Annotated in this window: 16 protein-coding genes; 7 read left to right on the forward strand and 9 right to left on the reverse strand. The window is 55.1% G+C overall.

The window, feature by feature from the left end; all coding sequences use genetic code 11:
• Positions 1-2: 2 nt before the first annotated feature.
• The gene (locus SH139x_RS02090; RefSeq protein WP_488353634.1) at positions 3-455 is read left to right on the forward strand and encodes a hypothetical protein; all 453 of its coding nucleotides are present in this window, start codon (positions 3-5) and stop codon (positions 453-455) included.
• 72 nt (positions 456-527) lie between these two features.
• Here the strand turns inward: SH139x_RS02090 and SH139x_RS02095 are convergent, their stop codons facing one another.
• A complete protein-coding gene (locus tag SH139x_RS02095) occupies positions 528-1,718 on the reverse strand; it encodes an LptF/LptG family permease (RefSeq protein WP_488353635.1) in 1,191 nt (396 codons plus the stop codon).
• 137 nt (positions 1,719-1,855) lie between these two features.
• Positions 1,856-3,169: a PP2C family protein-serine/threonine phosphatase gene (locus SH139x_RS02100; RefSeq protein WP_488353636.1), complete on the reverse strand. Its 1,314-nt coding sequence runs from the start codon at positions 3,167-3,169 to the stop codon at positions 1,856-1,858.
• A gap of 176 nt (positions 3,170-3,345) precedes the next feature.
• Between SH139x_RS02100 and SH139x_RS02105 the strand changes: the two genes are divergently transcribed.
• Complete coding sequence (locus tag SH139x_RS02105; RefSeq protein ID WP_488353637.1) at positions 3,346-3,879, forward strand: PEGA domain-containing protein; 534 nt, start codon at positions 3,346-3,348, stop codon at positions 3,877-3,879.
• A gap of 114 nt (positions 3,880-3,993) precedes the next feature.
• On the opposite strand, the gene SH139x_RS02110 is transcribed toward SH139x_RS02105, so the two are convergent.
• The 5 genes from SH139x_RS02110 to SH139x_RS02130 all read right to left on the reverse strand — a co-directional run bounded on the left by SH139x_RS02110 (position 3,994) and on the right by SH139x_RS02130 (position 11,068).
• Positions 3,994-5,250, reverse strand: a complete 1,257-nt coding sequence (locus SH139x_RS02110) for an MlaD family protein (protein WP_488353638.1) — start codon at positions 5,248-5,250, stop codon at positions 3,994-3,996.
• Positions 5,251-5,283: 33 nt separating this feature from the next.
• Complete coding sequence (locus SH139x_RS02115) at positions 5,284-6,222, reverse strand: ABC transporter ATP-binding protein (protein WP_488353639.1); 939 nt, start codon at positions 6,220-6,222, stop codon at positions 5,284-5,286.
• A gap of 5 nt (positions 6,223-6,227) precedes the next feature.
• Complete coding sequence (locus SH139x_RS02120; protein WP_488356143.1) at positions 6,228-7,118, reverse strand: MlaE family ABC transporter permease; 891 nt, start codon at positions 7,116-7,118, stop codon at positions 6,228-6,230.
• Between the two features lie 314 nt (positions 7,119-7,432).
• Positions 7,433-10,006: an ATP-dependent Clp protease ATP-binding subunit gene (locus SH139x_RS02125; RefSeq protein WP_488353640.1), complete on the reverse strand. Its 2,574-nt coding sequence runs from the start codon at positions 10,004-10,006 to the stop codon at positions 7,433-7,435.
• A gap of 441 nt (positions 10,007-10,447) precedes the next feature.
• Entirely contained in the window at positions 10,448-11,068 is a 621-nt protein-coding gene (locus tag SH139x_RS02130) for a tetratricopeptide repeat protein (protein ID WP_488353641.1), read from the reverse strand.
• A gap of 638 nt (positions 11,069-11,706) precedes the next feature.
• On the opposite strand from SH139x_RS02130, the gene SH139x_RS02135 reads away from it, so the two are divergent.
• The 3 genes from SH139x_RS02135 (at position 11,707) to SH139x_RS02145 (ending at position 14,696) form a co-directional block, all read left to right on the forward strand.
• The gene (locus tag SH139x_RS02135; RefSeq protein ID WP_488356144.1) at positions 11,707-11,826 is read left to right on the forward strand and encodes an ATP-binding protein; all 120 of its coding nucleotides are present in this window, start codon (positions 11,707-11,709) and stop codon (positions 11,824-11,826) included.
• Between the two features lie 504 nt (positions 11,827-12,330).
• The gene (locus SH139x_RS02140) at positions 12,331-13,413 is read left to right on the forward strand and encodes a transposase (protein ID WP_488353642.1); all 1,083 of its coding nucleotides are present in this window, start codon (positions 12,331-12,333) and stop codon (positions 13,411-13,413) included.
• A 728-nt stretch (positions 13,414-14,141) separates the two neighbouring features.
• Complete coding sequence (locus SH139x_RS02145) at positions 14,142-14,696, forward strand: ECF-type sigma factor (RefSeq protein WP_488353643.1); 555 nt, start codon at positions 14,142-14,144, stop codon at positions 14,694-14,696.
• Between the two features lie 24 nt (positions 14,697-14,720).
• Here the strand turns inward: SH139x_RS02145 and SH139x_RS02150 are convergent, their stop codons facing one another.
• Positions 14,721-15,317, reverse strand: a complete 597-nt coding sequence (locus SH139x_RS02150; RefSeq protein WP_488353644.1) for a hypothetical protein — start codon at positions 15,315-15,317, stop codon at positions 14,721-14,723.
• 324 nt (positions 15,318-15,641) lie between these two features.
• Here SH139x_RS02150 and SH139x_RS02155 point away from each other — a divergent pair, with 324 nt between their 5' ends.
• Positions 15,642-19,565 (forward strand): protein kinase domain-containing protein, encoded by a 3,924-nt coding sequence (locus SH139x_RS02155; protein WP_488353645.1) that lies wholly within the window; start codon positions 15,642-15,644, stop codon positions 19,563-19,565.
• Between the two features lie 100 nt (positions 19,566-19,665).
• Here the strand turns inward: SH139x_RS02155 and SH139x_RS02160 are convergent, their stop codons facing one another.
• Positions 19,666-23,643, reverse strand: coding sequence for a protein kinase domain-containing protein (locus SH139x_RS02160; RefSeq protein ID WP_488353646.1), 3,978 nt, complete (start codon positions 23,641-23,643; stop codon positions 19,666-19,668).
• 381 nt (positions 23,644-24,024) lie between these two features.
• Between SH139x_RS02160 and SH139x_RS02165 the strand changes: the two genes are divergently transcribed.
• Positions 24,025-25,140, forward strand: a complete 1,116-nt coding sequence (locus tag SH139x_RS02165; RefSeq protein ID WP_488353647.1) for an alpha/beta hydrolase — start codon at positions 24,025-24,027, stop codon at positions 25,138-25,140.
• Positions 25,141-25,152 lie beyond the last annotated feature (12 nt).

Genomic DNA, 25,152 nt, shown 5'->3' on the forward strand with positions numbered 1-25,152 from the left:
TGATGGCTAAGAAAAATCGGATCCCCCACAAGTTCCTTCCTTGGATCGATGTTCGCAAGCGGTACCATCTGTCTCACGCACAGGTGCAAATGGCGAGGGAGCTGGGGTTGAGTCCGAAGAACTTTCCTTCGTATGCCGATCGCAAAGATCAACCTTGGAAGCGACCTTTGCCGCAGTTTATTGAGATGCTGTATGAACAGCAGTTTGGCAAGAGCTGTCCCGACGTGATCTACACGATGGAAGAGATTGCCGCCGCTCAAGTCGCCAAACGAGCTGCTCGCAAAGCCGCCAACGCGCTCCGCGACAAGGCGGCTGCCGAAGCGTTAGCGACGATGGAAGCACCGTCCGACGCAGAAACACCCGCCCCGGAATCGCTGACCGCGGACGAAACGCTGAATGATGAAACGCTGGTGGCAACAGAAACGCCAGCTGCCGATGAAATTAGCCGGGCTTAATTAGCGCGAGGCTGGGCTCAACCGGGCGAGGCTGGCCTTGCCGGCCGCTCGGATAGGTCGCCGCCGTCGATCCTAATAGCGATAAATGTGTTTGGTTAAGTAGGCACCGATCAGCCCGAGCAAAGAATTACCCAGCCAGACGGAGTAGGGGGGCAGGGAGCCATCTTTCGCGCTGTCGAGTCCGAACTGCAACAGCGGATAGTAGACCAGCAGAATTGGTACAAAGCAGAGGCCAAAAGTTGTCCAGTAATCAGCGCTTTTAAGGCGAATTGCCAACGGCACGCCGACCAGCACGAAAAAGAAGCAGCTGAACCCCCCCGCCCAACGTCGCCACGGTTCGGTTTGCAGTCGAGTGAGTCGATATTCACCTCCGTTGATCGCCGACTGCAACTCGCTCCCGCGGGGGCCGGCCAGTTCCGACCAACGGGCTGAGATTAGCGAGAAACCGGTCTGCGCGGCTAGCCGTTGGCGATTGGCTTCCACTTCGCGTTGCTGGCGAATCGCTTCGGGACCGATCAAGCGGATCGCCAATTCGCTGGGGCTCGAACTGCTGACGCTGCCTTTGCGAACCACCATGTCCAACGGGATCGGGTGCGCCTCGTGAGGCGATTCAAAGGAGTTCTCGCCGATTTCCACGCGGCTGTCGAGCACGTGCAGCATGAGCGTTTCGTCTTCTGGATTCAGCGAAATTCTCGCCTCCCGGGCCGTCATCGTAATCGGCTCTTTGGAGCCTCGCGTATGCATCGTCACGGTCGGATAGAGCAGGCGTCGGCCGTCGACATCTTGCACATGAATCGAAAACCCTTTCGGCGAACTGTAGGATCGCTGGGCTCGGAGCATGCGATAAACGACATCTTCGAGCGAATGCATCATCACCTGTTTCGCACCAGGGCGGCCCCAGGAAACCGCGACGTCATTTAAGAAGACGGCCAGCGGGCTCAACAAGAGGGCGAACAGAATTGCCGGCTGCATGATTCGCAGGGGAGAAATTCCGGAAGCTTTGATGGTCGATATCTCTCCATCCGCCGACATCCGCCCGTAAACACAGCAGACGCTGAACAACGTCGTCGCCGGTAAGGCGAATTGCAAGCTCATCGGCAGCACGTAAGGGAGTAGCCTAGCGATAGCCATCACCCCCAAACCTTCGCGCAGCAACTCGCGACCGACGCCGATCAGCAAAATCAGCATCGTTAGCACGAATAGCGACACGCTGAAAATCTTCGTGATCTCCAGCAATATATAGCGGGTGAGCCGTGTGGGCATGCCGAGACCATACCAATTAGACAGACCTGAAGCCTAGACAGAAAAAGTCAGCTAGCGATCACCAGCTTGGTTGGCCGCACGTTTTGGCGAATCAACATTTTCGTTAGCCCCATTTTCGTGAGACCCTTAGCCGCGAGTTAGAGGTCGAGCGTCGACTCACCAGCTTGGCGGTTGTGCTGGTCTCGCAACTGCTGCATCGTCTCGATGATTGCTTCGCTGAGCAGCCGTACAGACGTTTCTGGCCGTTTCTCTTGCTGCTCCCGCATTGCGTCGGTTTGTAGCTTATCGACATGCGTCCAGTCCAAGTTCCAGCCTTTTTCCACAGCCGCATCACGCAACGCCTGCACGGTCCCGGCGAGACGACCGATTAACTGGTCATCGGGATGGATCGGATAGCGACGATAAGGGCTGGTCGTTCTGTGCCCGGTGGCTTCTCGTTCTCTGGCTTGACGCTCGCTGGGGTTGAGCCAGCTGTAGAGCGTAAACCCGATCGCGATCAGGCTTAGAACCGCTGTCAGGGCGGCCGGGCCGGGCTGGTCCACCAGCAGCAAGATTAACGTGCCGAGAATGCAGGCAGCCGTGGTCGCTAACAGCGGATCGGGGGGTAATTTTCGCGGGCGACGCTTCACGGGCGTCTCTTCGCTGGTTGCCAATTTGGGGTCTTCGATCACGTGGACCGCAATCACCGTGATGTTATCGGGACCACCTCGCAGGTTGGCTAAATCGACCAGCACGCGGACTGCCCGATGCGGAGGCAGGCAGCTTAGCAAGGCGCCGATCTCGTCGTCTTCGACCTGGCCGGTCAAGCCATCGCTGCACAACAAATAGCGATCCCCTTTCTGGATCGGCCAAGGCCCTTCCAGGTCGATGCGGACGTCGGCATTGGGGCCTAGCGAACGAGTTATCACGTTTTTGGGAATGTTTTGGCTCAGCACGCTGTCCGGATGGACCTGCCCTGAGGCTTGCATTTCCCACACCAGGCTGTGATCAAAAGTTAGCTGCTCGAAGTACTTGCCTCGCAACCGATAGACCCGGCTATCACCCACGTGGGCAATGATCGCACCGTCGGGAAGCAATGCCAAGGCGCTGGCCGTGGTTCCCATGTTGTGGAACTCGGGATTGCGTTGGCCCCGGGTGTGGATCTCGTGGTTGGCCTCTTCGACCGATTGCCGCAACGCCTCCGCGGCTCCCGCTGCCGTTCGTTTTAAATATTGGTGTGGTATTTTGTCCACTGCCATGCGGCTGGCCAGTTCTCCCGCGGCGTGGGCACCCATGCCGTCAGCGACGACAAAAAGATGACCACGTGAGCGGTAACTCTCCATCGACCCAGCTGGCAGCGCAGTGGCGGCGTCTTGGTTGTTCGCACGACGCATGCCGACATCGGACAAAACCGCATAATCGACCACGGAAGCGGGCGCTGGGTCGTCGGCGGCTGCGTCGTTTACGGACATGCCAGGTAAGTCTCTTGGCGCTATGAATGCGGAAATCGAAGAACAGGGTCGAGGCTTATTGTATTTACCCGAGCGCTGGCAATATAGATGACTCAGCCAGGATCAGAGGTTTCCTGACTATTTGCTGGCTAGAATTCGTCTCGACAGGGGAAATGCCGCTTTGCTACTGAGCCGTTATGAAAGTCTCGCAACAACGAATCCGCCAATTGCTGGCCATATTCCTCCTCACGCTTCCCTGTACCGGATGTGTGCGCCGCCGCTTGTTGGTCCGCACCAACCCTCCCGGTGCGTTGGTCAGCGTCGACAATCAAGTCATCGGGACGTCACCAGCCGCTTCTTCATTTACTTACTACGGCACTCGCGATTTTCGCGTGGAATTGGATGGTTATCGGACTGAAACCATTCGCAGGCAGTTGCGGCCACCGTGGTACGAGCTGCCGCCGTTGGATTTTATCGTTGAGACGCTGTGGCCATTCGAGATCCGCGACGAGCGGATAATCGATATCGAATTAGTGCCCCAAGAGTTGGCTCCCGTCGATACTATTTTGACCCGCGCCGAATCGTTGCGAAATCAGTCACGGCAAGGCGTTCCGCTCGTGCCCAACGTTGGAGTCGCTCCGCCAGCAGGGGTGCCGCTTCAGCCGCCGCCAGTCCAGCTCCCACCGGCATCGCCCAATTTCTTGCCCCCGGGCGGGGTCCCCATACCCTAATCGTTACGGTCCCGTTAGCCGTTTTGGCGCTAGCCACGGTTCCCGTTCGCCGTTTTGGCGCTAGCCACGCTTCCCGTTTTGGATATCGTTTCACAATCGCTCCCGGCAAATTATTTATTTCAGTCCCAAGCCTTGGGGCCGGCGGGTGAGCGCGCCGCGAACGCCAATGACTCCCGGATCACGAGCGACTTTGTCGGTGAAGACGCGGATGTCGCTGATGATCGGTTGGACGCGGACCGTGGTCCTCTCGACGTTCTCGGCAATTCGTTTGAACTGCCAGTACAGTTCGTCATCCTCCAGCAGCATGCTGATCGTGCCCTCTCCCTGATTGATGCGTTCGCCAAAGGTGCCGAACTGGACAACTGCCCGGTCGACATTGTCGAGCGTTCGTTGCAGCGAAGCGATCAAGTCAGCACCGCCTTCACCGAGCGGCTCGGCGAGCAGGGCGATGCTAGTTGCCGTACGCTCGGCCGCTTCCACAGTTCGTTTTGCCGAACCGCCGATGCCTTCGAACTCCTCCAGCGTTCGCCGCGCGCTGTTGAACGTCCCTTCGGCGCTTTCCAATACGCGGGGCAAGCGTTCCATCGATAACCTCAAGCCGCCCAACATTTCTGGGTCGCCGATCACTTGGCGAATGTCTTTGACAGCGGCGTCAAATTCTTGCAGCACCCGATCGGCCCGTTGGGTTAATTTCTGAAGATCGCCCTCCTCGTCATCGTCAGCAACAAACGTTTCGACTTGACCTGCAAGACTGTCGACCGATTGGCTGGCGGCTTGCACCGAAGCGCCCGCTTGTTGGATGGCGACGAGTGTTTGGCGAACATCCGACTCTAAGTTGCCGACCATGTCGAGCACTTCATAAGGATCTTTGGCAACCTCACCATAAGAAATTAAGACTTCGCCTTTTTGCAGTGGTTGTTTGGCTAACTCAGTTTCCGCCGCATCGAGTTGCCCGTCAGCCGGTGTCTCTGCTTGACCGTCGTATAACTGCAGCAGCTTGCCGGGAGAGGCCGAAACGAATTCGATTTGTGCCGCGCCGGTGATCAACGAGCCGCTGGTGATCCGCGGAATCTCTGATCCAAACAAAGGATATTGGTCATCGATCTGCATGTCGATCTCGACTCCCTCAGCACCGTCGTCCCTGAGTGGATTGAGCAATTCAATATGCGTGACCCGGCCAATTCGCACTCCATTCTTCAGCACCGGTGTTTCATTGCTGACTCCGGGCGCGGCGGGAAAGCGTACTCGCACCGTGTAGCGACTGGCAAACAGGTTCGGATAGGCACCGAAAAAGAAGGTGAGGATGACGGCGATTCCCAAGGAGGCAACCACCAGCACGCCGACGCCGAAGCGCAAACGATTCTCGTCCATGAATCTGAAACCAATTGTTGAGTTATGAAGCGCTTAATCACTAAAGCGAACATCTGCCGATTCACGCATTTCCATCAGCCGCTCTCCCGCTTCGCCTCGCACGAATTGCCGCACGCGACGGTCCTCGGCGTGTTCTAATTGGCTGGGCGGGCCATCAAATAAAACTTGTGATTGTTCGTCTTTCAGACGCCTTCTGGGAAATAGCATTAACACGCGATCAGCAACTTTTCTGGCCGTTCGCATATCGTGCGTGACAATGATGCTTGTGACCGGGTACTTGCGACGAGTCGACAACATCAATTCATTGATGACGTCGCTCATGATCGGATCGAGTCCGGTAGTGGGTTCGTCGTAGAGCACCAATTCGGGCTTGAGAATTAACGCCCGCGCTAAGCCCACCCGCTTTCGCATCCCACCCGATATTTCCTCGGGACGTTTGCTGGCCACTTCCTCGGGCAAGCCAACCTCGGCCAGCCGCTCCATCACTTGACGATGGACTTCTTCTGGCTCCAGTTGTTCGTGCTGTCGCAACGGAAAGGCCACGTTTTGAAAGATGGTCATGCTGTCAAAAAGGGCCGCGTTTTGAAACACAAAACCGATGCGGCGACGGGCTTCGGTGAGCGCTTTAAAATCCAGCGTCGCTAAATTTGCCCCCGCAAACTCCACTCTTCCGCTGGTCGGGCGAATGAGTCCCACTAAAGTTTTCATCAACACGGTTTTGCCGCAGCCGCTCTCACCAATAATCGCCAGCGTCTGCCCGCGCGGAATTCGTAGCGAAATGTCACGGAGTATCGTATGTCCGGCGAGCTGTACCGTGACGGCTTCCGCAGTCACGAGGTCAGTTGTTTCGACGGCGGATTGGCCAGCGAATTGGCCAGCGAATTGGCCAGCGAATTGGCCAGCGAATTGGCTTGGGTCGCTATTCGACACTTCGTTAGTTCGGTTGGTCGTCGGTTCGGGTTCTGGCATCATGCGACTCAACGACTGCTGCTGCGGAAATCAAGGATCGATCCATCCAGCAATGCGGCACCCAGGATCGAGGCATTCTGGTCCCACACGGCGACGTAGAAAGCATCCAGCAGGATATTCAGTAGCAAGTCGATTGCCAAAATCATCACGAACGAATAGACGAACGCCGCTGTGGCCGCCCGTCCCACCCCTTCCGCTCCTGGTTGGCAATGGAAGCCGCGGTAACAGCTGACCAAGGCGATCACGGCACCAAAAAATACGCTCTTAAAGATGCCACTGAAGAAATCAAAACCGCTGACAAAATCACGACTGTTGTTTTGGTAAGCAGCGTGGTCGATTCCCAGCACAATCACGCTGTAAAAATAGCCTCCCACGATGCCCATGAAATCTGCCATCACCGTTAAGGCTGGGATGAGTAGAATGCAAGCGAGAAAGCGAGGTACGACCAGGTAGTGAATCGGATCGGCTCCCATCGTTTCCAAAGCGTCAATCTGTTCGGTGACTCGCATCGTTCCCAACACGGCTGCCATCGCGCTACCCACGCGACCGGCCAACATCGTGGCGGCTAGGACGGGGCCCAGTTCCCTTACCAGCGACGAATTGATCACGGCGCCCAACTGTTCTTCTAATCCTATCGAAGCAAACTGGTAGTAGCTTTGCACTGCCAGCACCATGCCGATGAAGGTTCCTGTCAAGGCGACCACCGGCAGGCTCAACACTCCGACTTGATAAAAGTTCGGCAGCAACGTGCCCTTGGGGGGCCTGCGGGTAAACATCCAAACGCACATCCGCCAGCCGAACACGGCCATGTCCCCGACAGTGACCAGGGCATCGATAACGATTGTTCCCCAGTCGGTTATCCATTGGCGGAGCGGCGACATTCGCTGGCCTTCCAGCATCCGCGCTTGAGCGTTCGTTGTCGCCGGAGTCGCCATGCCCAACCGTCTGTAACTTGGGAACCACCGTTATCGAGGCGGAGTGCCTCAGTCATCTTTATCGGTTGGGAAGGCTTGGATGCATAAGATGATCTTGCGGCGCAGCAAAGAATTATTCAAGTTTTGAACATCAGGGTGTTGTTTGTCCCCCAGCGGTTCGTTTTCCGTGGATCCACTTTGTGGTGCATAGGACAACGCGCACAAAAAAACCGTTCGGCCCTAACAAAGGGCCGAACGGTTTCGAGCATTATCATGCGACGCACAGTGGCGGACGAGTTTTACTCCTCGCCAGCGTCGTCAGCAGGTTTGTCACCACTTTGCACAGTCGCCGAAGCGCCGACCGGCTCGGGTGGAGTGACTTCTTCGCGGTTTTCTCCGTGGAAGTTCAAGCGAATAACTTTGTCTTCGTCGTTCTTGACGGCACCCACGACGATCGTGTTCATACCTTCAAAGGCACCACGCAGTAGTTCTTCGCTCAGCGGATCTTCGACCCGTTGCTCGATTGCTCGACGCAAGGGGCGAGCCCCATAGTCGAGGTTGCTGCCTTTGTTGATCAAGAAATCCTTGGCGTCATCAGTCAGTTCCAGCACGTAGCCGCGATCGAATAGTCGCTCGCGAACTTTGGCCAATTCAAAGTCGATGACGGTTTTGAGATCTTCTTTACGCAGGTGTCGGAAGATGATGGTATCGTCGAGTCGGTTAAGGAACTCGGGACGGAACACGCGTTCGATTTGATCCATCACGCGAGCCTTCATCGAATCATAACTAGCGTCACCGTCTGGCTTTTGGAAACCAAACGCCGATTCGTTCTTGATCGCTTCGGCACCCGCGTTGGTGGTCATGATCAACAGGGTATTGCGGAAGTCGATGTTGCGGCCGAATTGATCGGTCAATCTACCTTCTTCCATCACTTGCAATAACATGTTGAAGACGTCGGGGTGCGCTTTCTCGATTTCATCGAGCAGCACCACCGAGTAGGGTCGCCGGCGAATTTTTTCAGTCAGCTGACCCCCTTCTTCGTAACCGACATAGCCGGGAGGGGCTCCGATCAGGCGGCTGACGTTGTGCTTTTCCATATACTCGCTCATGTCGATATGGATCAGCGCGTCAGAATCGCCAAACAAGAATTCCGCCAAGGCCTTCGCCAACAGTGTTTTACCCACGCCGGTTGGTCCGGCGAAGATAAAGCAACCGGTTGGCCGTTTTGGATCTTTCAGACCACTGCGACTGCGGCGAACCGCTTTAGCAACCGCCGTGACCGCTGCGCTTTGGCTGACGACCCGCTTGTGCAGTTCGCCTTCCATCTTCATGAGCCGCAGCGAGTCTTCGGTGGAGAGTCGAGTCAGTGGGATGCCGGTCATCTTGCTGACCACTTCGGCAATCACCTCTTCGTCGACGACGCCATCGGTTTGTTGGCTCTTCTCACGCCATTGTCGCGTGATCTCGTCTTTTTTCTTCCGCAACTTCTCTGCTTGATCGCGGAGGTTAGCGGCTTTCTCAAAGTCTTGATTGGCGACGGCGTCTTCCTTGTCTTTGTTGAGCTGTTCAACTTCGACGTCGATTTCTTTCAAATCTGGTGGACGGCTCATGGTGCGAAGCCGGATACGTGCTCCCGCCTCGTCGATCACGTCGATGGCCTTGTCTGGCAAGCAGCGGGCGGTAATGTAACGCTCGCTCATTTCGACTGCGGCAACTACCGCGTCGTCGGTGATCTGCACGCGGTGGTGTTCCTCGTAGCGTTCACGCAAGCCCTTGAGAATCTCGATCGTTTCGTCCTTGCTGGTTGGCTCGATGATGATTTCTTGGAACCGTCGAGCCAGTGCGTTATCCTTCTCGATGTACTTGCGATACTCGTCGAGCGTGGTGGCACCGATGCACTGAATTTCGCCGCGAGCCAAAGCCGGTTTAAGAACGTTGGCAGCGTCGATTGCACCTTCGGCCCCGCCGGCACCGACCAGCGTATGCAGTTCGTCGATGAACAGAATGGTGTTCTTGGCGCGACGGACTTCGGTCATCACCGCCTTGATCCGTTCCTCGAATTGCCCGCGGTACTTTGTACCGGCGACCATCATTGCCAAATCGAGCACGACGATTCGCTTTTCAGCGAGAATTTCAGGAACTTCGCCAGCGATAACGCGTTGGGCAAAGCCTTCGACGATGGCTGTTTTGCCCACGCCAGCTTCGCCCAGCAGGACTGGGTTGTTCTTGGTACGTCGGCAGAGGATTTGAATCGCTCGTTCGATCTCGCGTTGGCGTCCGATCACCGGATCGAGCTGGCCTTTCTTGGCCAATTCGGTCAAGTCGCGACCGAATGAATCCAGCGCTGGCGTTTTGCTCTTGCCAGTTTTTCCGCCGGTGGCAGCTTCGGCTTCGCCGCTGCGCCCACCGCGCTCGCTGACTTCGGCTCCTTCGAGCCCGTGGCCGAGTAGGTTGAGCACCTCCTCGCGAACATCTTCGAGCTTCAGCCCTAAGTTCATCAGGACCTGAGCGGCGACGCCTTCTTGTTCGCGTAACAGACCCAATAGAATATGCTCGGTACCCACGTAATTGTGGTTCAGATTGCGAGCTTCTTCCATCGAATACTCGATGACTTTTTTGGCCCGCGGCGTCTGTGGCAGTTTGCCAACAGTCACCATCTCGGGGCCGCTTTGCACTAATTTCTCGACTTCAAGCCGAATTTTACGCAAATCGACGTCGAGATTTTTGAGGACGTTGGCGGCGACGCCGCTGCCCTCTTTCACCAGTCCCAGCAAGATATGCTCGGTACCGATGTATTCGTGGTTAAATCGCTGAGCCTCCTGGTTGGCCAGCTGCATTACTTTGCGTGCGCGATCAGTAAAGCGCTCGTACATATCTCGCGACCCCTGAGTGTCAGTTCCAGTGGGGATATCCCCATTGCTTTAATCTCAACTTATTATCTGCCGAAGTCCACCGCCTCATGCGGGGACAGGTATCTTCGTTGGCGACGTGCCTGCCAGGTTGGCGGTCTGGCAACGTATCCGAAAGCCAATACTACTGTTACGCAAACTCTACGCCGCTGAAGCGCGCAAGGCCAAATGTTTGCCAGTTTTCTCGCCGTGCGACCCGCGTAACTCACCCGTTCTAGCAGGCTGCTTAACGATCTTAGCGACTAAGACACTTTTCGGGGATAGGAGGATCGTGGTGTGGTCGGAAAACCTTGCCTAGCTTCCCTTGGTTGCACCTGCTCTTTGTTTCCCATCTTTCCTGTCTTGCCAGTGTTTCCACTCAGTTTTGCATTGGCGGGGTTTGTGGCTGGTAAGTAAATGTGGACGTCAGCTTTGGTTTTGGGCGGTTTCGGGGGAATTTTCGGCTGCTTCTTCCCAATCTGCATCTGAATCGGTGTCGGTTTGAGTATCCGCGTCGGCTTGAGCAGCTTCAGCGCGTTGTAATTTTTCTCGTTCAGTTTGACATTCCAGCCACCAATTATCGGCTGTCTCCAGATTGCTCAGCAGTTGATTCGTTTGTTTCGCCGCATGGAAACGGCCGGTTTGGCGATAGATTGCTGATAGTAGCAATAAAGCTTGGCAGTCCCTGGCATCGATTTCCAAACATTGTGCCAAATTGGCCTCCGCTTCGACCAAGTCCCCTCGCAGGTAGAGGTTGCGAGCGACCGGAAATAAATCACCCGTACCTGTGATTAGCCGGGGTTCCAGCAGGCCAGGTAACCGTCCCAATTGCCGGATAACGCACATTACCCAGACTCCCACGGCAACCCAGCAAGCGATACGGACTAGGGAGGGAATCAGCCATTCAGGGTAGATCCAGCGAGCGACCAGCAGGAAGTTCAGCGAGGCAGCGAACAGCAGGGCTGCTGGCAGGCCGCTCCAGCGTCCTCGAAACCACAGTTCTGGCAAGCCGGGCCACAGGCAAGTGACGTAATGGGAGGCATCCATCCGAGTTGGCATCCATGCTGAGCGATCTGAGTGACGCGATTCGCCTGAAGCAAAGCGATCGAGCGGAGCCAGCTTACGAGGATCAAATGCCGAGAGGCAAGAGAAAAAGTGGGGATTGATCGACTTTGAGGCAGGTACCGCCCTGCGTGGCTCGGCGTCCGGGCGGCCTGGTGAGAGTGGCCGCTCTGCGGGAGATGGGCAATCCTCCTCGCAAAAACGCTGTGGATATCCGCAGCGGGGATAAGTACCGTCCTGCGAGGAGCAGACGTTGCGTGGGCTGGGGAGAGCCAGCGGCCTGCGGAAGCTGAGGCCTTTCGGTAATTTCGCTAGGGTTGCCCGCGTTGGGGACAGCCGCGTTGGGGACAGCCGCGTTGGGGACAGCCGCGTTGGGGACAGCCGCGTTGGCGTTAGGCGTTAGGGACAGGTACCGGCCTGGTACCGGCCTGCGACGATCGGCGTTCGGGCGGCCTGGGGAGCTTGGCCGCTCTGCGGGAGATAGGTGATTCTCCTGGCGGAACCGCCGTGGATGTCCGCAGCGGACCGCTGCGGGGACAGGTACCGCCCTGCGAGGATCTGGTTTTGGGTGGGCCAGGGAGAACCGGAGGCCTGCGTAAGCTGGGTGCTTTTGGGCATGGTCGCTGTGGATGGCCGCAGCGGGGGCAGGTGCGTTACTGGATCGATTGACTCACCGAGTCGAGATTCTGGCAATCGATGGTGAGAGCTACAGGCTCAAGCAGAGCCAGAAAGCAAAGCGTTAAACAACTTCAGCCGTGAAACTAGGCCACCAAGTGGCTCTCTTTTCGACTGCCAAAATATTCGTTTTCGGCGGCCACGGTGGCTCTCTTTTCGACTGCCATCTCCAGCAGCCAAGTTCGTGCTGTACCTGGGTTTTGTCAGATCATGCTTTTTTGTAGGGCGCGGACCTGGCTCACCACGAGGCAACGACCGGCGCGCCGCTCCATCGAATGACTTGTCGATGGCCATTTCCAATTCGCTCGGGCTGCCAGCTTTTGAGCAGAAAAGCGGCGGGAGCCGTGGGTAAGTTGACAGCTCAAATTGGGGCAACTTTGAAGCTGTTTGTTTAGCTTGCTGCCGGGCCGACAGCGTATTTGTCAGGGTAACCACATGGTCTATTCAGGGTGTGCTATTCCGTTCACGGGAAATTTTCTGTGATTGTTTGGGTAGGGGGTTCAGGATGCGCTGGCATTTGCTAAGATGCGGGCGTACAGTTCCAGTTGCTTCCACTTTCTGGAGGGTTTGCAATGCCTCGCGGTGCACGTTCCGCCGTTTATGATCCCACTCAGCACGGCGTCTACCACTGTTTCAACCGTACCACTCGCAGAAGCTATCTCCACGGCGTTGACCCGCTCACTGGAGTCGACCACTCACACCGCAGAGAATGGTTTCGTGCGAGGATGAAGTTTCTAATTGAAACATTCTGCTTAGATTTACTTTCCTATGCAATAATGCCAAATCATTGGCACTGCGTGATCAGGAACCGACCCGACTTGGTCGAGCAGCTTTCCGATCGCCAAGTCGCCATCCGATGGCTGTCGATCACCTCGAGGAAACCGACTCGAGGGAACAAAGGCGGGAAAATTCGGGAGTGTGAAATCGATGCCATCCTCAGCGAGCCCGAATATGTAAAGGCACTCAGGGTACGGCTTTCCGACATCTCTTGGTTCGTCAAGCTGATGTGTCAGACCGTGGCTCGCAAGTGTAACATTGAAGACGAGTGTACAGGTCACTTCTTCGAAGAACGTTTTAAGCTGAATGCGCTCGAAGAGCAAGAGCATGTATTGGCCTGCATGGCTTACGTTGATCTCAATCCGCTGAAAGCTCACCTTGTCGATTCGCTCGACGATCCCAGCGCCATGGTTTCGATTCGCGAGCGGCTGGAGACGCTTGATGGGAGTGCAGTGGATACGTCGGATTGGCTTTCGCCGATTGAATTGCTTGGGGAAGCGGACGGTTTGCCGGTGGCGGTCGTCAATGATTTGACGCTGGAAGAAGTGCAGGAGCGTCGTCGGCAGATGGAAAAGGACTTGGGTTGTGTGCCGATGACGTTTGCATCGTACGTGAATTTGTTGTGGCAATTGGCGATCCAGGCACGCCCCAATTTGCAAAGCCATCCTGCATTAACCGTGGAGCAGATGCGTGAGGTTTGTTGGCGGAGTGGCCAGGCGGTTGATGTGGATGGATTGCGGGAGCAGATCAAAGAATTGCGGCGGCGGAGCAACGCCGACTTGGGCGGTCACGCGTTGATAGCCAGCATGAAGTTTATGGCGGGGAACACGCCGTTGCAAAAAGACCGAGCTGTCGCTGGGCCGTTGGCCCCCAAATAATTCACTGGCAGATCTCGGCCAGCGTCTACCCTCACTGATGCATCCGGCGAAAAAAAGAGTTAGTCGTCGGTTGGGGCTGAAGGTGCGCGCCGATTGAGAAAAATTCGCCGAAAACGGCGTAAAATTGCTCGCCCTCATCCAATCTGCCGCGGCCCAGGACGGCCGCCAGCGCAAAATTCCTGCCGCTGGCCCCGCGCGAACAAAATTTGCGGTACCTGTCCCTAATCGCCCTGCCGCCGGCCCCGCGCGAACAAAATTTGCGGTACCTGGCCCTGATCGCCCGGACTGAGCATCCGGCGAAAAAAAGAATTAGCCGTCGGTTGGGGCTGAAGGTACGCGCCGAGCCGGAAAAATTCGGCTAAAACGGCGCCCAAATGCGCACCCTAATCCAATCTGGCCCCGTCAAGGACCGCCGCCGGTCCCGCGCAAACAAAATTAGCGAGACCTGTCCCTGCGCGTTCCTGCGCGTTCGGTGCAGCAGCGGGACCTGTCCCCGTGCATGTGTTCTCGTGCATGTTCAGGGCTGGGGCCGAACGGGCTTCGTGCGAATTTCCTTGTAAAATTCCTCACGCAGCCGCTGGGTTCCTTCGCTTTTGTGGGTTGAAAGAATTTGTCGTGTGAGAAAACCGAGTTTGCTTGTGGAAGTGCCCGCTTGGGGAGGGTAAAATCACGGGGCCTATTCGGGGCAGTTGGGGGTGTCAGGTTTGGTTGGCTTAAGCGGAACAGAAATGATTGATTCGATTGCTTCGCGTTCAACAGACGAGCTTTTTTCGCAATTTTACCGGGAACTTCGCAAGATCGCGCAGCGTTTGATGCTAAAGGAACGTTGCGGCAATACGCTCTCCGCGACCGCTTTGGTCAATGAGGGCTACCTGCGCATCGCACCCGCTAAGTCTGACGGCTTCATCTGGAATTCGCGAGATCATTTTGTCGCTACTGCCGCAGAGGCGATGCGCCTGACGCTGATTGATAGAGCTCGGGCAAAACAGGCCAAGAAGCGAGCCCGCACTCGCCGAGATGTTTCCTTGCAATCCATTCCAGAGGCTCAATCTGAGGATTTGGATTGGCTTCTGGACATGAGTGAGGGAATCGACGAACTCAGCAAGCAAGATGATAAAGTTGCCATGTTAGTCCACTTGCACTTGTTCGGCGGTTTGACGATCGCCGAGGCTGGCCGGATGGCGGGCCTGAGTAAGTGGAGTGCCTATGAGGGTTGGAAGTTTGCCATCGCTTGGTTCGCGGCCCGCTCAGCTGACCGCGATGTGGATTGCAATGACCTGTAATGCTAAAAGCTCTGGCCCGCCAACTTAGAAAGTAAGGCTACCGAGGCCCACCCAGTTGTAATCAATTACGCCGTTGGAATCGCCAGCGACCGGGACACCTCCGCCCGGCGTCGCTTGAAACGGTTCGGTAATTGCCAGCATCATAAAACTGCCTCCCTCGAGCCGCTTGAACTTGCCCTTGCAGTTGGGGATGTCGGGGGTGAACTCCGCCAGAAAGACTGCGACGAAGATGCCGTTGCTGGGATCACCCACTGGAATTAACTCCACCTCACCCGGTTCTGCCGCCTCCGGCGTGACGCCATAGTTGCAGGCCAACACGTGTCGACCGAAAAGCGACTTGAACTCATAAGGACGAGCACTTTGGAAATCGGCCGTGGTCGGAGATGTGTTCTCCAAAACTTCGAAGGCTCCACCGCCAGTGTGAAAGCCAACAAATGAGGCAAATCCGATCGAGTTGTGTGGCCGAATATCGTCGGGTGCCACGGGGATTCCGTTCGGGATCGTACCGGAGCCGACGATAAAGAAAGGCAACGTTTGCCCGCTCGCTTTTTCCGCTGGCACGTTGACCGCCAGTAGCAACGCGATGGCGAATCCACCAACAAACCTGAATGCATTTTTCATCGTGTCCAATCCTGTGGTTCTTTGAGAGGTAATGAGCTGGATTTCCATCACCGCGATGGGAAAGGATCTAGTTTCTAATCCAAGCTCTACCCCATCTAAGCGAAAGACCAAGACTTCGATCTGGTAATCGAGGAAAAAGAGATGGTTTTTTTGAGCATCGCGTGCGGGCCTGCCCTGCAACAGCCTTGCTGGTCTGTTCGTGCTCTTGGAAATTTAAGGCGATAAAAAAGCTATTTTCCCAGACACAGCCTCACCGGAATGCGCGTTTAACGGAGGAATGTGTTTGGCACCGTAGTCTCGTGGTCTGCTTTCGGAAATTCGCTGATGATTTCAATTGAAAAACGGGATGGTGAAGATGTCCGCACGGAAACACTGCAGCCATTAACGAAATCGACAGAAGCCACTTCAGGAGACGCGCGGCCAATTGGCGGTCGCTATAAGTTGCTGGAACGCTTGGGCAGCGGCGGCATGGCGACGGTGCATCGCGCTCGTGACTTGCAGCGTGATTGCGATGTGGCGATTAAATTCATGAATTCGGATCTCGGCGGCACCGCGCGTCGTCGTTTCTTTCGCGAATTCAACACGATTGCTGGAATTGATCATCCCTGCTGTTTACGCGTTTTTGAGATCGGCGAAACCCATGAAGCACCGTACTTTACCATGGAGCTTCATCCGGGGCAGTCAGTAACCACCGTCTTCGGCGAAGCGCCCGGCGATATCGCTGCAATGTTAATCGACGTCACTCTGGCGATCGACTACATTCACTCTCAAGGGATCGTGCATCGCGATATAAAACCTTCGAATATCTTAGTGCAAGGCACAGGTGGTGATTCAGACCGCCGGATCACCGCGAAATTGGCCGATTTCGGATTGGCCAAGTTTTTCCAGTTGGATTCGTCGCTGACAGCCGAACGTGGCTTGGTTGGTACACCCGCGTACTGTGCTCCTGAACAGATCGAGGGCGGCCAGGTCGATCACCGCGTCGATTTGTACGCGCTCGGGGTGCTTGCCTACGAGTTGTTATCGGGTGGCGTACACCCCTTTGCACAGCAACGAGAGAACGGGGTGTCGGCGTTACTGCAAGCTCAGTTGTCCAGCATGCCGCCTCCACTGATCAACGAAAAATATCCCCTCCGCGAGAAGTTGGCGAAGATCGTTGCTGCTTACCTCGAAAAGGATGTTGAAAAGCGGCCCGCGTCAGCCGGCTTATTGCGAAAAGCATTGGTTGACGACTACGGAATCGTAGTCGAAGCTCGCTTGGAACAAATGAGCACTCCCTCCGCTGTTCACTTGAACGCGTTGGGGTTTGTGTGTCGCGACGCGGAACTCGAGATCGCGAGGCAATTCCTAAGGGCAAATCTGCACGCAAACGAAGCAAACGCTCAGGCCTCGGCCGAAGAACAATCTACCCTGCTGGTGATTTCCGGCGAACCTGGCGCCGGCAAGTCTAGCATCATGCAGGAAATAGCGCGCCGCGCCATCGGGTCAGGTTGCCGCGTCTATGAAGGGCGTTGTTTTGATGGAAATGCTTCGGCTTTCCAGCCCTTTGTGGAAATCATTCGACAGATATTCATCGGCCTGAGAAGAAAAACTCATACAGTCGATGATAGCACCATGCTCGTTGAAGGTATCACTCGCCATGTCAATGAAAATAACCAAATAGAAAAAATCCTCCTGGATTATCAACAGGAATTGCTGAGAATCGCCCCCGAGCTCCGGCGCTGGCTGCAAGCCGAAGCCCAGCAACCGGCTTTTCGCAACGACTCCGACTATATTGTTCGCGCGCTGGCGACAATGCTCATTGAAATCAGTCAAGTGCGTCCGCTATGTCTTTGTTTCGACGATGTTCAGTGGGCCGATCAGTCATCACTAGCATTGTTACAGCATCTCGCGGTGACACTTCGTCGGCAATCGAGTCACAATGATCTATCGCAAGAGCGCCAGCCAACCGGCCTAAAACCTTCAGCCCTCGTGCTCGTCTGCACCGGACGGTCTGGATATGAGCGACTGGACGCGTTCCTAGCAAAAGCCGAGATTCACTCGCAATTTCATGTCATCGACGTTGCTGTCTTTGGACGCGAGGAGACTCGGCAAATGCTGGCTCTCCGACTTGGTTGTTTGCCAGGTCAAGTGGAGAACTCGCTGGTCGAAACGATTGACAAACTCTGCCATGGCAATCCCTTTTTTATTTCCGAGACGGTGCGCGAGTGGCACGCTAATGGAGTTATCGCCCGCACTCCTGACGGCTGGCAATTGCTCAACCAATCTCATGACGATTCCTCACTGCCAACGAGCGTGCGAAGCGCGCTGCGTGGGCGTATGGCGGAATTGTCTGAGGCGACGAGAGCGATTCTACCCGTCGCTGCGGCGATGGGACGTATTATTGATCTGGATTTGCTGAGCGAAGTCTTGTCGGACGTTAGCGAGAGTGGCTTGTTGGATGGCATTGACGAACTGTTGACCAAGCGAATTTTTGTCGAGACGCATGCGGCCAGCCGTCTAGAATTTAGCCATGATCTCATGCGTGAAATGGTCTTTTCCGAAATCGCCAGCACTCGCCGCAGATCGATCCATCGCCGGATTGCTGAGGCTATCGAAGCTAGGCTTGCGCCAACCACAAAATTCGCCCCCAACGCACTGTTAGCGATGCATTTTCAGGCTGGCGAGGTGCCTGCTAAAGCATTTGAGTACTCCATGAAAGCGGGCGCAGACGCCATGAACGCCTACGCCTTTGCGGACGCGCTCGAGCATTTGCGGCGTGCCGAGGAGTCACAGCCTCAGGACTTGAACAGCCAAGCAAAATTGAGGTTATACAATCTATTAGCCGAAGCCCATTCGGGTTGTGAGCAGTTAGGTAAAGCAATCCTTGCGGCCCGCTCGGCACAAACATTTGCCACAAGCAATTTTGAGGTCGGCGAGGTTATTGCTCGTCTCGCATGGTACCATCAAAAACAAGGAGATTCGCGCGAAGCAATGAAGCTATATGATGAAGCTTTGACTTGCCTGGGAGCTAAGCGTGCTAAACAAATACCATTTGTAATCTTGTCGATTCAGCTGAATTTGTTTTTGTTCCATCTTGTTCCGTTACCAATTTTGAAGTTCTATTTGCGTCGACGTACTTCTGACGATCGTGTCACTGAACTGCTGTGTTTGGCCTATTTTGACTTTGCGTACCTAATGGGTTCGCGAAATTTGTTCGTATACTTACAGCTTTGCACGCTCAACGCGGTGACTTCACGACTCACGTCGAGCCCAAATGCGAAATGTCAGGCATTAGCCAAATATGGATTGAACTTAGGGTTCTCAGGTGTCACCTTGCTTTCACTACGGTATGCTAAGCAAGCAACCCAAGCTGCCAAGGACGCATCGCGTCCAGAGATCGCGGCCTCGGGGCGAACCAGTGTCAGTGCCTGCTTGCTGTTCGCCGGTCGCTTGGACGAGGCCGAACGAGAAGTCATGGATGCGATTGTTGTGCTTGACCGCTGCGGAGATCATCATTTGTCGCTGGCCTACCACTGGTTGGTTCACATTAAATCGGTTCGCGGTCGATCCGATGAAATTATTGATGTCGCGGAAAAGGAACTAGCTGTTGCCAAGAAGACGCGGGATAACGAACTGATGGCGTACGGGCACTACGGGATCGCACACGGTCTAGCGTTGAATGGCCAGTTCGATCGAGCGGTCGAGGCAGGCGAAAAATCGATCCAGTTACTTGCTCAAACCGATAGTGCATTCCTTGCCCTCGCACGCATGGAGTATGGGTTTGCGTTGATGCAGGCTTCACGCTACGAGGAGGCGGTCGAATCGCTCCAGGCGGCGCTTGCAATCATGAACCGCTACTTGCACTATTTCGAAATCCATATGCCCCTTTTTCCGAGACTCGGAGAGGCGATCCTCGGCCCCGAATGGTGTGTCTTCGGGCATCTCTCAAAGAAGACGATCCGCTCGGCCGGTCGTTATGTGCGGCGCGCGAGGTTGTTCAGTTTACTATTTCCCAACATTCGGCCTCACACATGGCGAATCCGTGGACGGCTCCATTTTGCCCAGGGGAAGATCAATCGGGCTCGTAAATGTTTTGGTAGAGCAATCGCAGAAGCAGAAAAGCTCGGAGCGCATTACGACAAGGCAAGGGCCCTGTATGACTTGTCGATCGCAGACCCGGGGCAGCGGCAACTTCGTCAATCGGCACTCACGCTGTTGGATGAACTTCACAGCGTGATCCCCGCAGCGGAACAAAGACACGAATAAACAAAAACTGTCCCACGACCCAAGGCACTACGAGTGGTTGATAGAGGGACTCCAAGATGAAGTCCGTCAAAGCAGATTCTCCACCGCAACATTTGCGGAGCTATCGGCTCGGTTGGCGAGAGTCTGGCTGCGTACGGTCGGCTTCGCGGTTCTGATCGTTCCTCGAGGCGATTGGTGGGCCATCGTAGTCGGTGCATTCCGTGGCGGGCATGACGGCTCCGATTTCAGCCAAGATTTGGCGAGCCTTGATGCGGTTGTCTTTTAGCTCGGGAAAGGCTCTTCCCAGGTCATCCAGCGCTCGGGCGTGGTCGAAGCGTGCTCCCAACTTCTCCGCTGCGGCGACCGCTTGCTCAAAAAAACGCCGAGCCTTTTGTGGCTTGCCTCTGGCGTAGAAATACCGCCCCATCGACCGCAATACGTGAGGTCGCACATTCGGGAAGATGCGACCAAAGAACCGAGCCCGCAGCGTATATCGCCTCGCCTCACGAAGATTCACACCAGGAGCCTTGGCACCGTTGACCCAATTCGGTCCTATTAACGCTTCGATGATACGGGGGAAGAGGGCAACTACGAGTTCAAAATAAATTCCATAGTTCTTCGCAGTAGTAATTCCATTACGAAGATCAGCACTGGCTGCAAAGCAGTTAGACATTTGTATGTAAAGGAATCCTCGTTCCATTAATGCGATTGCAAGAAATACAGAGCCGTTTTGTTTTAAAAGTCGAATGCTTTCGTCAGCTGACCTCATAGCTGACTCAAATTCTCCGCTGAGGGCGAATCCGTGACATAATCCATAGTGCGCGTATCCGATTGTTTCGGTATCTTGAGTGCTTGATCCTACTTTCATCTCCTCCTGCGCTGCTGCGATAATGGATTTCACATCGCCGCGAATTGATTGGACGTGTCGCAACATATGATTGGCTAGCCCAAGAAAATGATCTCTGCGAAATCGTAAAGCATTAATGTTGCGTCTTAAAAGATTTTCTGCTTTGTCTAGCTCGCCTAAAAAATAAAATGCGGCGCCAGCTTTCGAAAACGCAAATGTATGTTCAGAAGTCATGGATTCGTCGGCCATTTCATCTAGTAATTTCTGGCCTTTATTCAAGTATCGCCGGGCGACAAATCCCATACCTATGTTGGCGTAATTCATTGCATAAAACTGTAACGCAAGGCATCTCGTTTCTGCGCTTCTGCTTTTAGTGCCGCTAGCAACTTCAAAAGCTGTGGCTTGGGCTCCCTCAAGCAAGCTTTTGGGAATCAGTATGTAGCTATAACGGCTTAAGACCGAAATGGCAATTACGACAGATTCTTGAGTGATATCCCGCTTGATCTTGTAAAAAAGAGTTGCTGGAGTGAAATGAAGGTGTATGTGGTATTCAAGGATGTTTAATATCATTCCCAGCCTCGATTTGCGACGCTTGTATCCCAGGTAAGAAAGTGACTGGTCGTATAGGTCCGATGCTTCATCAAGCTTTGCTTGCTGCTGTTTGATCCAGGCGACTTCTCCTAGGTAACGACCTTTCTCTATCCTTGTTTCCGCTTCATCTGCGGCTAAGCGGCCGTATCTCTCTCCTTCATCCAGTCGCTTGAGGGCGATGTTTACTAGACAAAGTTGGGAGTGCAGTCGATAATAGTTCTTCTCAAACGACTCATACTGTGTTTGCTCTTCGGCGCTCGTCAAATACTTCAGCGCGTTTTCGAAAGCTCCCGCAGTGACCGCATCTTCGGCCGCTTTCAGTAAATATTCAAACGCTTGTTGACGTTGTTCACCCGCCAAGTAGTGCATCGCCAGCGTGGCTGCCGGGACTCGTGACGATTCTTGCTTACCGTTCTCTTCCAGGGCCGATGCGATCGAGCGGTGGATGGCTCGCCGGCGACTGGCACTCATGTCGCTTAACGCCAGCTCCCTCAATAAATCGTGCCCAAACTCGACTCGACTAGCCGTCGCCATCTCCACGAAGACTCGTTTCGATAACAATTCGTCGACGCCATCCAGGAGCACGTGTTCCGGCACGTTGCTGAGTACCTGAGCCAATAAATCGAGATCGACCACGCGACCGATGACGGCGGCGACTGCTATAAGCGTGTTGGCTGTTTCGGAGAGCTCGCCCAGTCGTGCGCCCAAGGCGCTGCGGACGGTGCTGGGGAGCGACGAATCGTCCAGCGTATCGCTGCTCAGCTTCCAAGTCTCGTGCGAACGAACGATCCGATCTCGCGTCCGCCACTCACGCACCGTTTCCGAGATGAAGAATGGGTTGCCTCGACAAACCGTGTCGATCGAACGCACCAAATCATCATCCAGTTGTCCCGCATGACATCCCAGCCGCAGCGAGGTGATCAGTTTGGTTTCGCCGAATTCAAAAGGTTTCAGTTCAACGCAACCCAGGTGCGATTGTTTCTGCTCGCGTTTGAGAAAATCGGAGAAAGCTGGATAGCCAGTGCGGCCCGTGCAAAGTATTGCCAGCTGGGGTGATTTTCCGTTGCCTGCTTGTTCGCCACGGTTGGAACTGATCGCCAACGTTAAATACTTCAGCAGCGTTAACGACGATTGGTCAGCCCACTGGAGATCGTCCAAGCAAAGACATAGTCGCCGCACTTGGCTGAGCTCGATAAACATGCTGGAAAGGGCTCGATAGATATACTGACCATCTCCGGGCATCGGCTGTTGCTGGACATCGCCGTGGAGAAAGCGACGAAGTTCGGGGGCTATTCTCAGTAACTCTTGGCGATAGCTGTGCAGGATCTGTTCGATCGTCACCTTATCACTTGTCGCGATCGTGTCGGGGGCAAACATCGTCGTCTGTTCGGCTGATCCAGTGGTTTGCCTCAGACCCGAGAGGATTTGACGAATGATGGCGACGAACGGATGAAATGAGGAAAGATCCCCGTCAAAACAACGTCCCTCGTAAATCCGAAAGCCCAAAGATAACGCTTTCCGCGACGCTTCCTCGACGATGCTGGTCTTGCCAATCCCAGGGTCGCCGGTGAAGACCAGTGCGGTTAGCGAATCCTTGGACGAGCTATTCGTATCATGGTGGATGACACCTTGAAGATAGTCATCGATCTGTTCGAGTTCGTTTTTGCGACAAACAAAGCCGAAGGTGTTGATTTGAATATCTCCGGGGGTGCTTTTGCGTTCCAGGCCTTCGTCGACAGTGATCTTGAACGCGTCACAGAGGGCCTGACGGAGCACCTGTGCCGAGGGAGGTCGACGCTCGGGATCTTTGGCCAGGTACTTGTCAACCAACTCGCTAAGCGACTTCGGTATACGTGGGTTGTGATATGTGAGTGGATCTTGGGTCACGGACAGTTGAGCGTGGAGGACGGCGTTGATACCTTGCGCGCGTGCTTCGGCAAACGGATGGTAGCCGCCGGAGAGTAGCTCGTAGGCCAGGATCCCCAGGCAGTAGAGGTCGGCTCGGTGATCGATCCTGCGGCTTTCGATTTGTTCGGGGGCACAGTAGGGTGGTGTGCCGACGAGGCCTTTTTCAGCGGTCAGCGATGAGTCCAGATGGAAAAATTTGGCCAGTCCAAAATCGGCCAGCTTTGCATGAAATCGAGGGGCTCCGTCATGCATGGTTTGTTGGACCATGACGTTGGACGGTTTGATATCGCGGTGAACGATTCCTTGCGAGTGGATAAAGTCGATTGCTAGGGTGAGATCGATCAGCACGTGGGCCACTTCCTCAGCCGACTTTCCCATGACTCCGGAGACCGATTGTCCGGGGTGCATCTCCATCGTGAAATAGGGTGCGTCTTCGGTTTCGCCAATATCGAAAACTGGCAGGCAGCAGGGATGATTGATGCTGGAGATCGTGTTGAACTCCCGCATGAATCGTCTTCGCGCGGATCCGCCGAGATCGGTCTTCATAAACTTGATAGCGACATCACGATCTTTCTGAAGATCGCGAGCACGGAAGACGGTAGCCATACCGCCAGCACCAAGTCGCTCCAGCACTTGATAGCGTCCATCGATGGGACGTTTGGCCGATGAATCACCTTGGGTACCGCTGTTTGCTGCGTTCCAGCCGACGGTTTGGTTGAGTTCACCTTGTTGGTCGAAGGCATTCGCGTTCATCAACAGTCTCAATCGTTTAAAATGTAGAACGATTGTCTCAATCGTTTGAAATACTAAAACACCGTTCGTTCCTTGGATTTGTCTATCCAGGCAGATTGTGGAGCGATCGGCTGGGAGCCGCTCAACGCCGCTTGCCCCCCTCAACGCTGTTTGCCCTCATTGAACGAAGCGGTAATCTGTTAAGCAGCGTTTGGAAAACGGCGATAATTTGAAGAAATTTTGTCGGTCAGGCCGGGGAAAGTGAAAACTTGTCGATATTCGGCTCGATCGTGATCGTTTGGAAGGCTTCACCTAGATCGTGGCCCCTGGCGTCTGGTATTCTAGGGTTCTTTCGGTTCGGCACGGTGCGCGAGCTAGCAGCATCCGGAGGGGGGGGCGCCAATGGTAGGCTCGTCGGATTCCACAGGGTTGGATTCCAATACTTCTAACCCGTCGCGGGTAAGAGCTGGACAGGTTGATGCTGGAGAGGCAGTTACCGGGGGTGGTGTCAGCCGTCGGCGTTGGCTGTGGAGAGTGCTCGTGGCGGTCGCCTGCCTGCTATCGGTTTGGCAAGGGCTAGGTTTTGCCATCGCCTACGATTACATGACGCGGAATCATCATGATTTAAGCCCCTTGGAGACGCCCGCAGATCGCGGCTTGCAATCGCTGGACGTTATGATTCCGGTGCCGACCTTCGATCAGGAAGCTGGCCTGGCGGAGGCGGAGCAGTCTCTGGAGTTGGCTGGTTGGTTGTTGCCTGCCGACCCGCAGGGCGAGCGATTTCAGCAGGGGGCGATCGTTTTGATGCTGCACGGGTTTGGTAGTTCCCGCAGCAAGGTTTGGCTGGATGAATCGACAAATTATCGCGGCTCGATGTTCGACCAGGGGGCTGAGTCGCTGGTCAAGGCGGGATTTCACGTGTTGTTAGTCGATTTTCGTAATCACGGTGACTCGGGTGATCGGGGGCGAGTCACATTGGGGTTGAGGGAGGCAAATGACGTGCGGGCCGCTTTGACCTTCATTCGCGACCAGTTAACCACTGGCGAATTGAAAATCGACCCGTCGCGGATTGGCATTCGAGCGGAAAGCATGGGTGGGGCAGCCGCTTTGATCGCAGCCGCTGGGCCCGAGGGGAGCCTAATCTCAGCGCTGTGGACTGACTCGGCTTTCGCCCGCGCCGATCAGGCCGTCGCTGACTTTCTCAGTCATTTTGGAGTGCCCGGCATATTGCTGCCCCCCGTTCGTTTTTGGTTGCAGCAGCTTTGTGGCGAGAGTTTTGCGGATGTGCAACCAGTGACTTTACTGGAACATGTCAAGTGCCCGACGCTGTTGGTGCACTCGGCCGACGATACGATGATTCGGGTTGAGCATTTTCAGCAGTACGTTCGTGCGGCCGAACAGCATGCTCACATTGAGACGTGGGGACTCGAGGGCGCGCAGCATGCCCGTCTGTGGCGGCTACCAGGTTATATTGATCGTCAGACGGAGTTTTTTCTCCAGCACTTGGGATCAAAGTGAAACGTATTGAGC

The sequence above is a fragment of the Kothea flammea genome, assembly GCF_052161645.1.
Taxonomy (GTDB): Bacteria; Planctomycetota; Planctomycetia; order Pirellulales; family Pirellulaceae; genus Laterigemmans.

Coding starts and splice junctions, on each gene's coding strand:
- SH139x_RS02090 (WP_488353634.1), top strand. CDS start 3: ATGGCTAAGAAAAATCGGATCCCCCACAAGTTCCTTCCTTGGATCGAT.
- SH139x_RS02095 (WP_488353635.1), bottom strand. CDS start 1,718: ATGCCCACACGGCTCACCCGCTATATATTGCTGGAGATCACGAAGATT.
- SH139x_RS02100 (WP_488353636.1), bottom strand. CDS start 3,169: ATGTCCGTAAACGACGCAGCCGCCGACGACCCAGCGCCCGCTTCCGTG.
- SH139x_RS02105 (WP_488353637.1), top strand. CDS start 3,346: ATGAAAGTCTCGCAACAACGAATCCGCCAATTGCTGGCCATATTCCTC.
- SH139x_RS02110 (WP_488353638.1), bottom strand. CDS start 5,250: ATGGACGAGAATCGTTTGCGCTTCGGCGTCGGCGTGCTGGTGGTTGCC.
- SH139x_RS02115 (WP_488353639.1), bottom strand. CDS start 6,222: ATGATGCCAGAACCCGAACCGACGACCAACCGAACTAACGAAGTGTCG.
- SH139x_RS02120 (WP_488356143.1), bottom strand. CDS start 7,118: ATGCTGGAAGGCCAGCGAATGTCGCCGCTCCGCCAATGGATAACCGAC.
- SH139x_RS02125 (WP_488353640.1), bottom strand. CDS start 10,006: ATGTACGAGCGCTTTACTGATCGCGCACGCAAAGTAATGCAGCTGGCC.
- SH139x_RS02130 (WP_488353641.1), bottom strand. CDS start 11,068: ATGGATGCCTCCCATTACGTCACTTGCCTGTGGCCCGGCTTGCCAGAA.
- SH139x_RS02140 (WP_488353642.1), top strand. CDS start 12,331: ATGCCTCGCGGTGCACGTTCCGCCGTTTATGATCCCACTCAGCACGGC.
- SH139x_RS02145 (WP_488353643.1), top strand. CDS start 14,142: ATGATTGATTCGATTGCTTCGCGTTCAACAGACGAGCTTTTTTCGCAA.
- SH139x_RS02150 (WP_488353644.1), bottom strand. CDS start 15,317: ATGAAAAATGCATTCAGGTTTGTTGGTGGATTCGCCATCGCGTTGCTA.
- SH139x_RS02155 (WP_488353645.1), top strand. CDS start 15,642: ATGATTTCAATTGAAAAACGGGATGGTGAAGATGTCCGCACGGAAACA.
- SH139x_RS02160 (WP_488353646.1), bottom strand. CDS start 23,643: ATGAACGCGAATGCCTTCGACCAACAAGGTGAACTCAACCAAACCGTC.
- SH139x_RS02165 (WP_488353647.1), top strand. CDS start 24,025: ATGGTAGGCTCGTCGGATTCCACAGGGTTGGATTCCAATACTTCTAAC.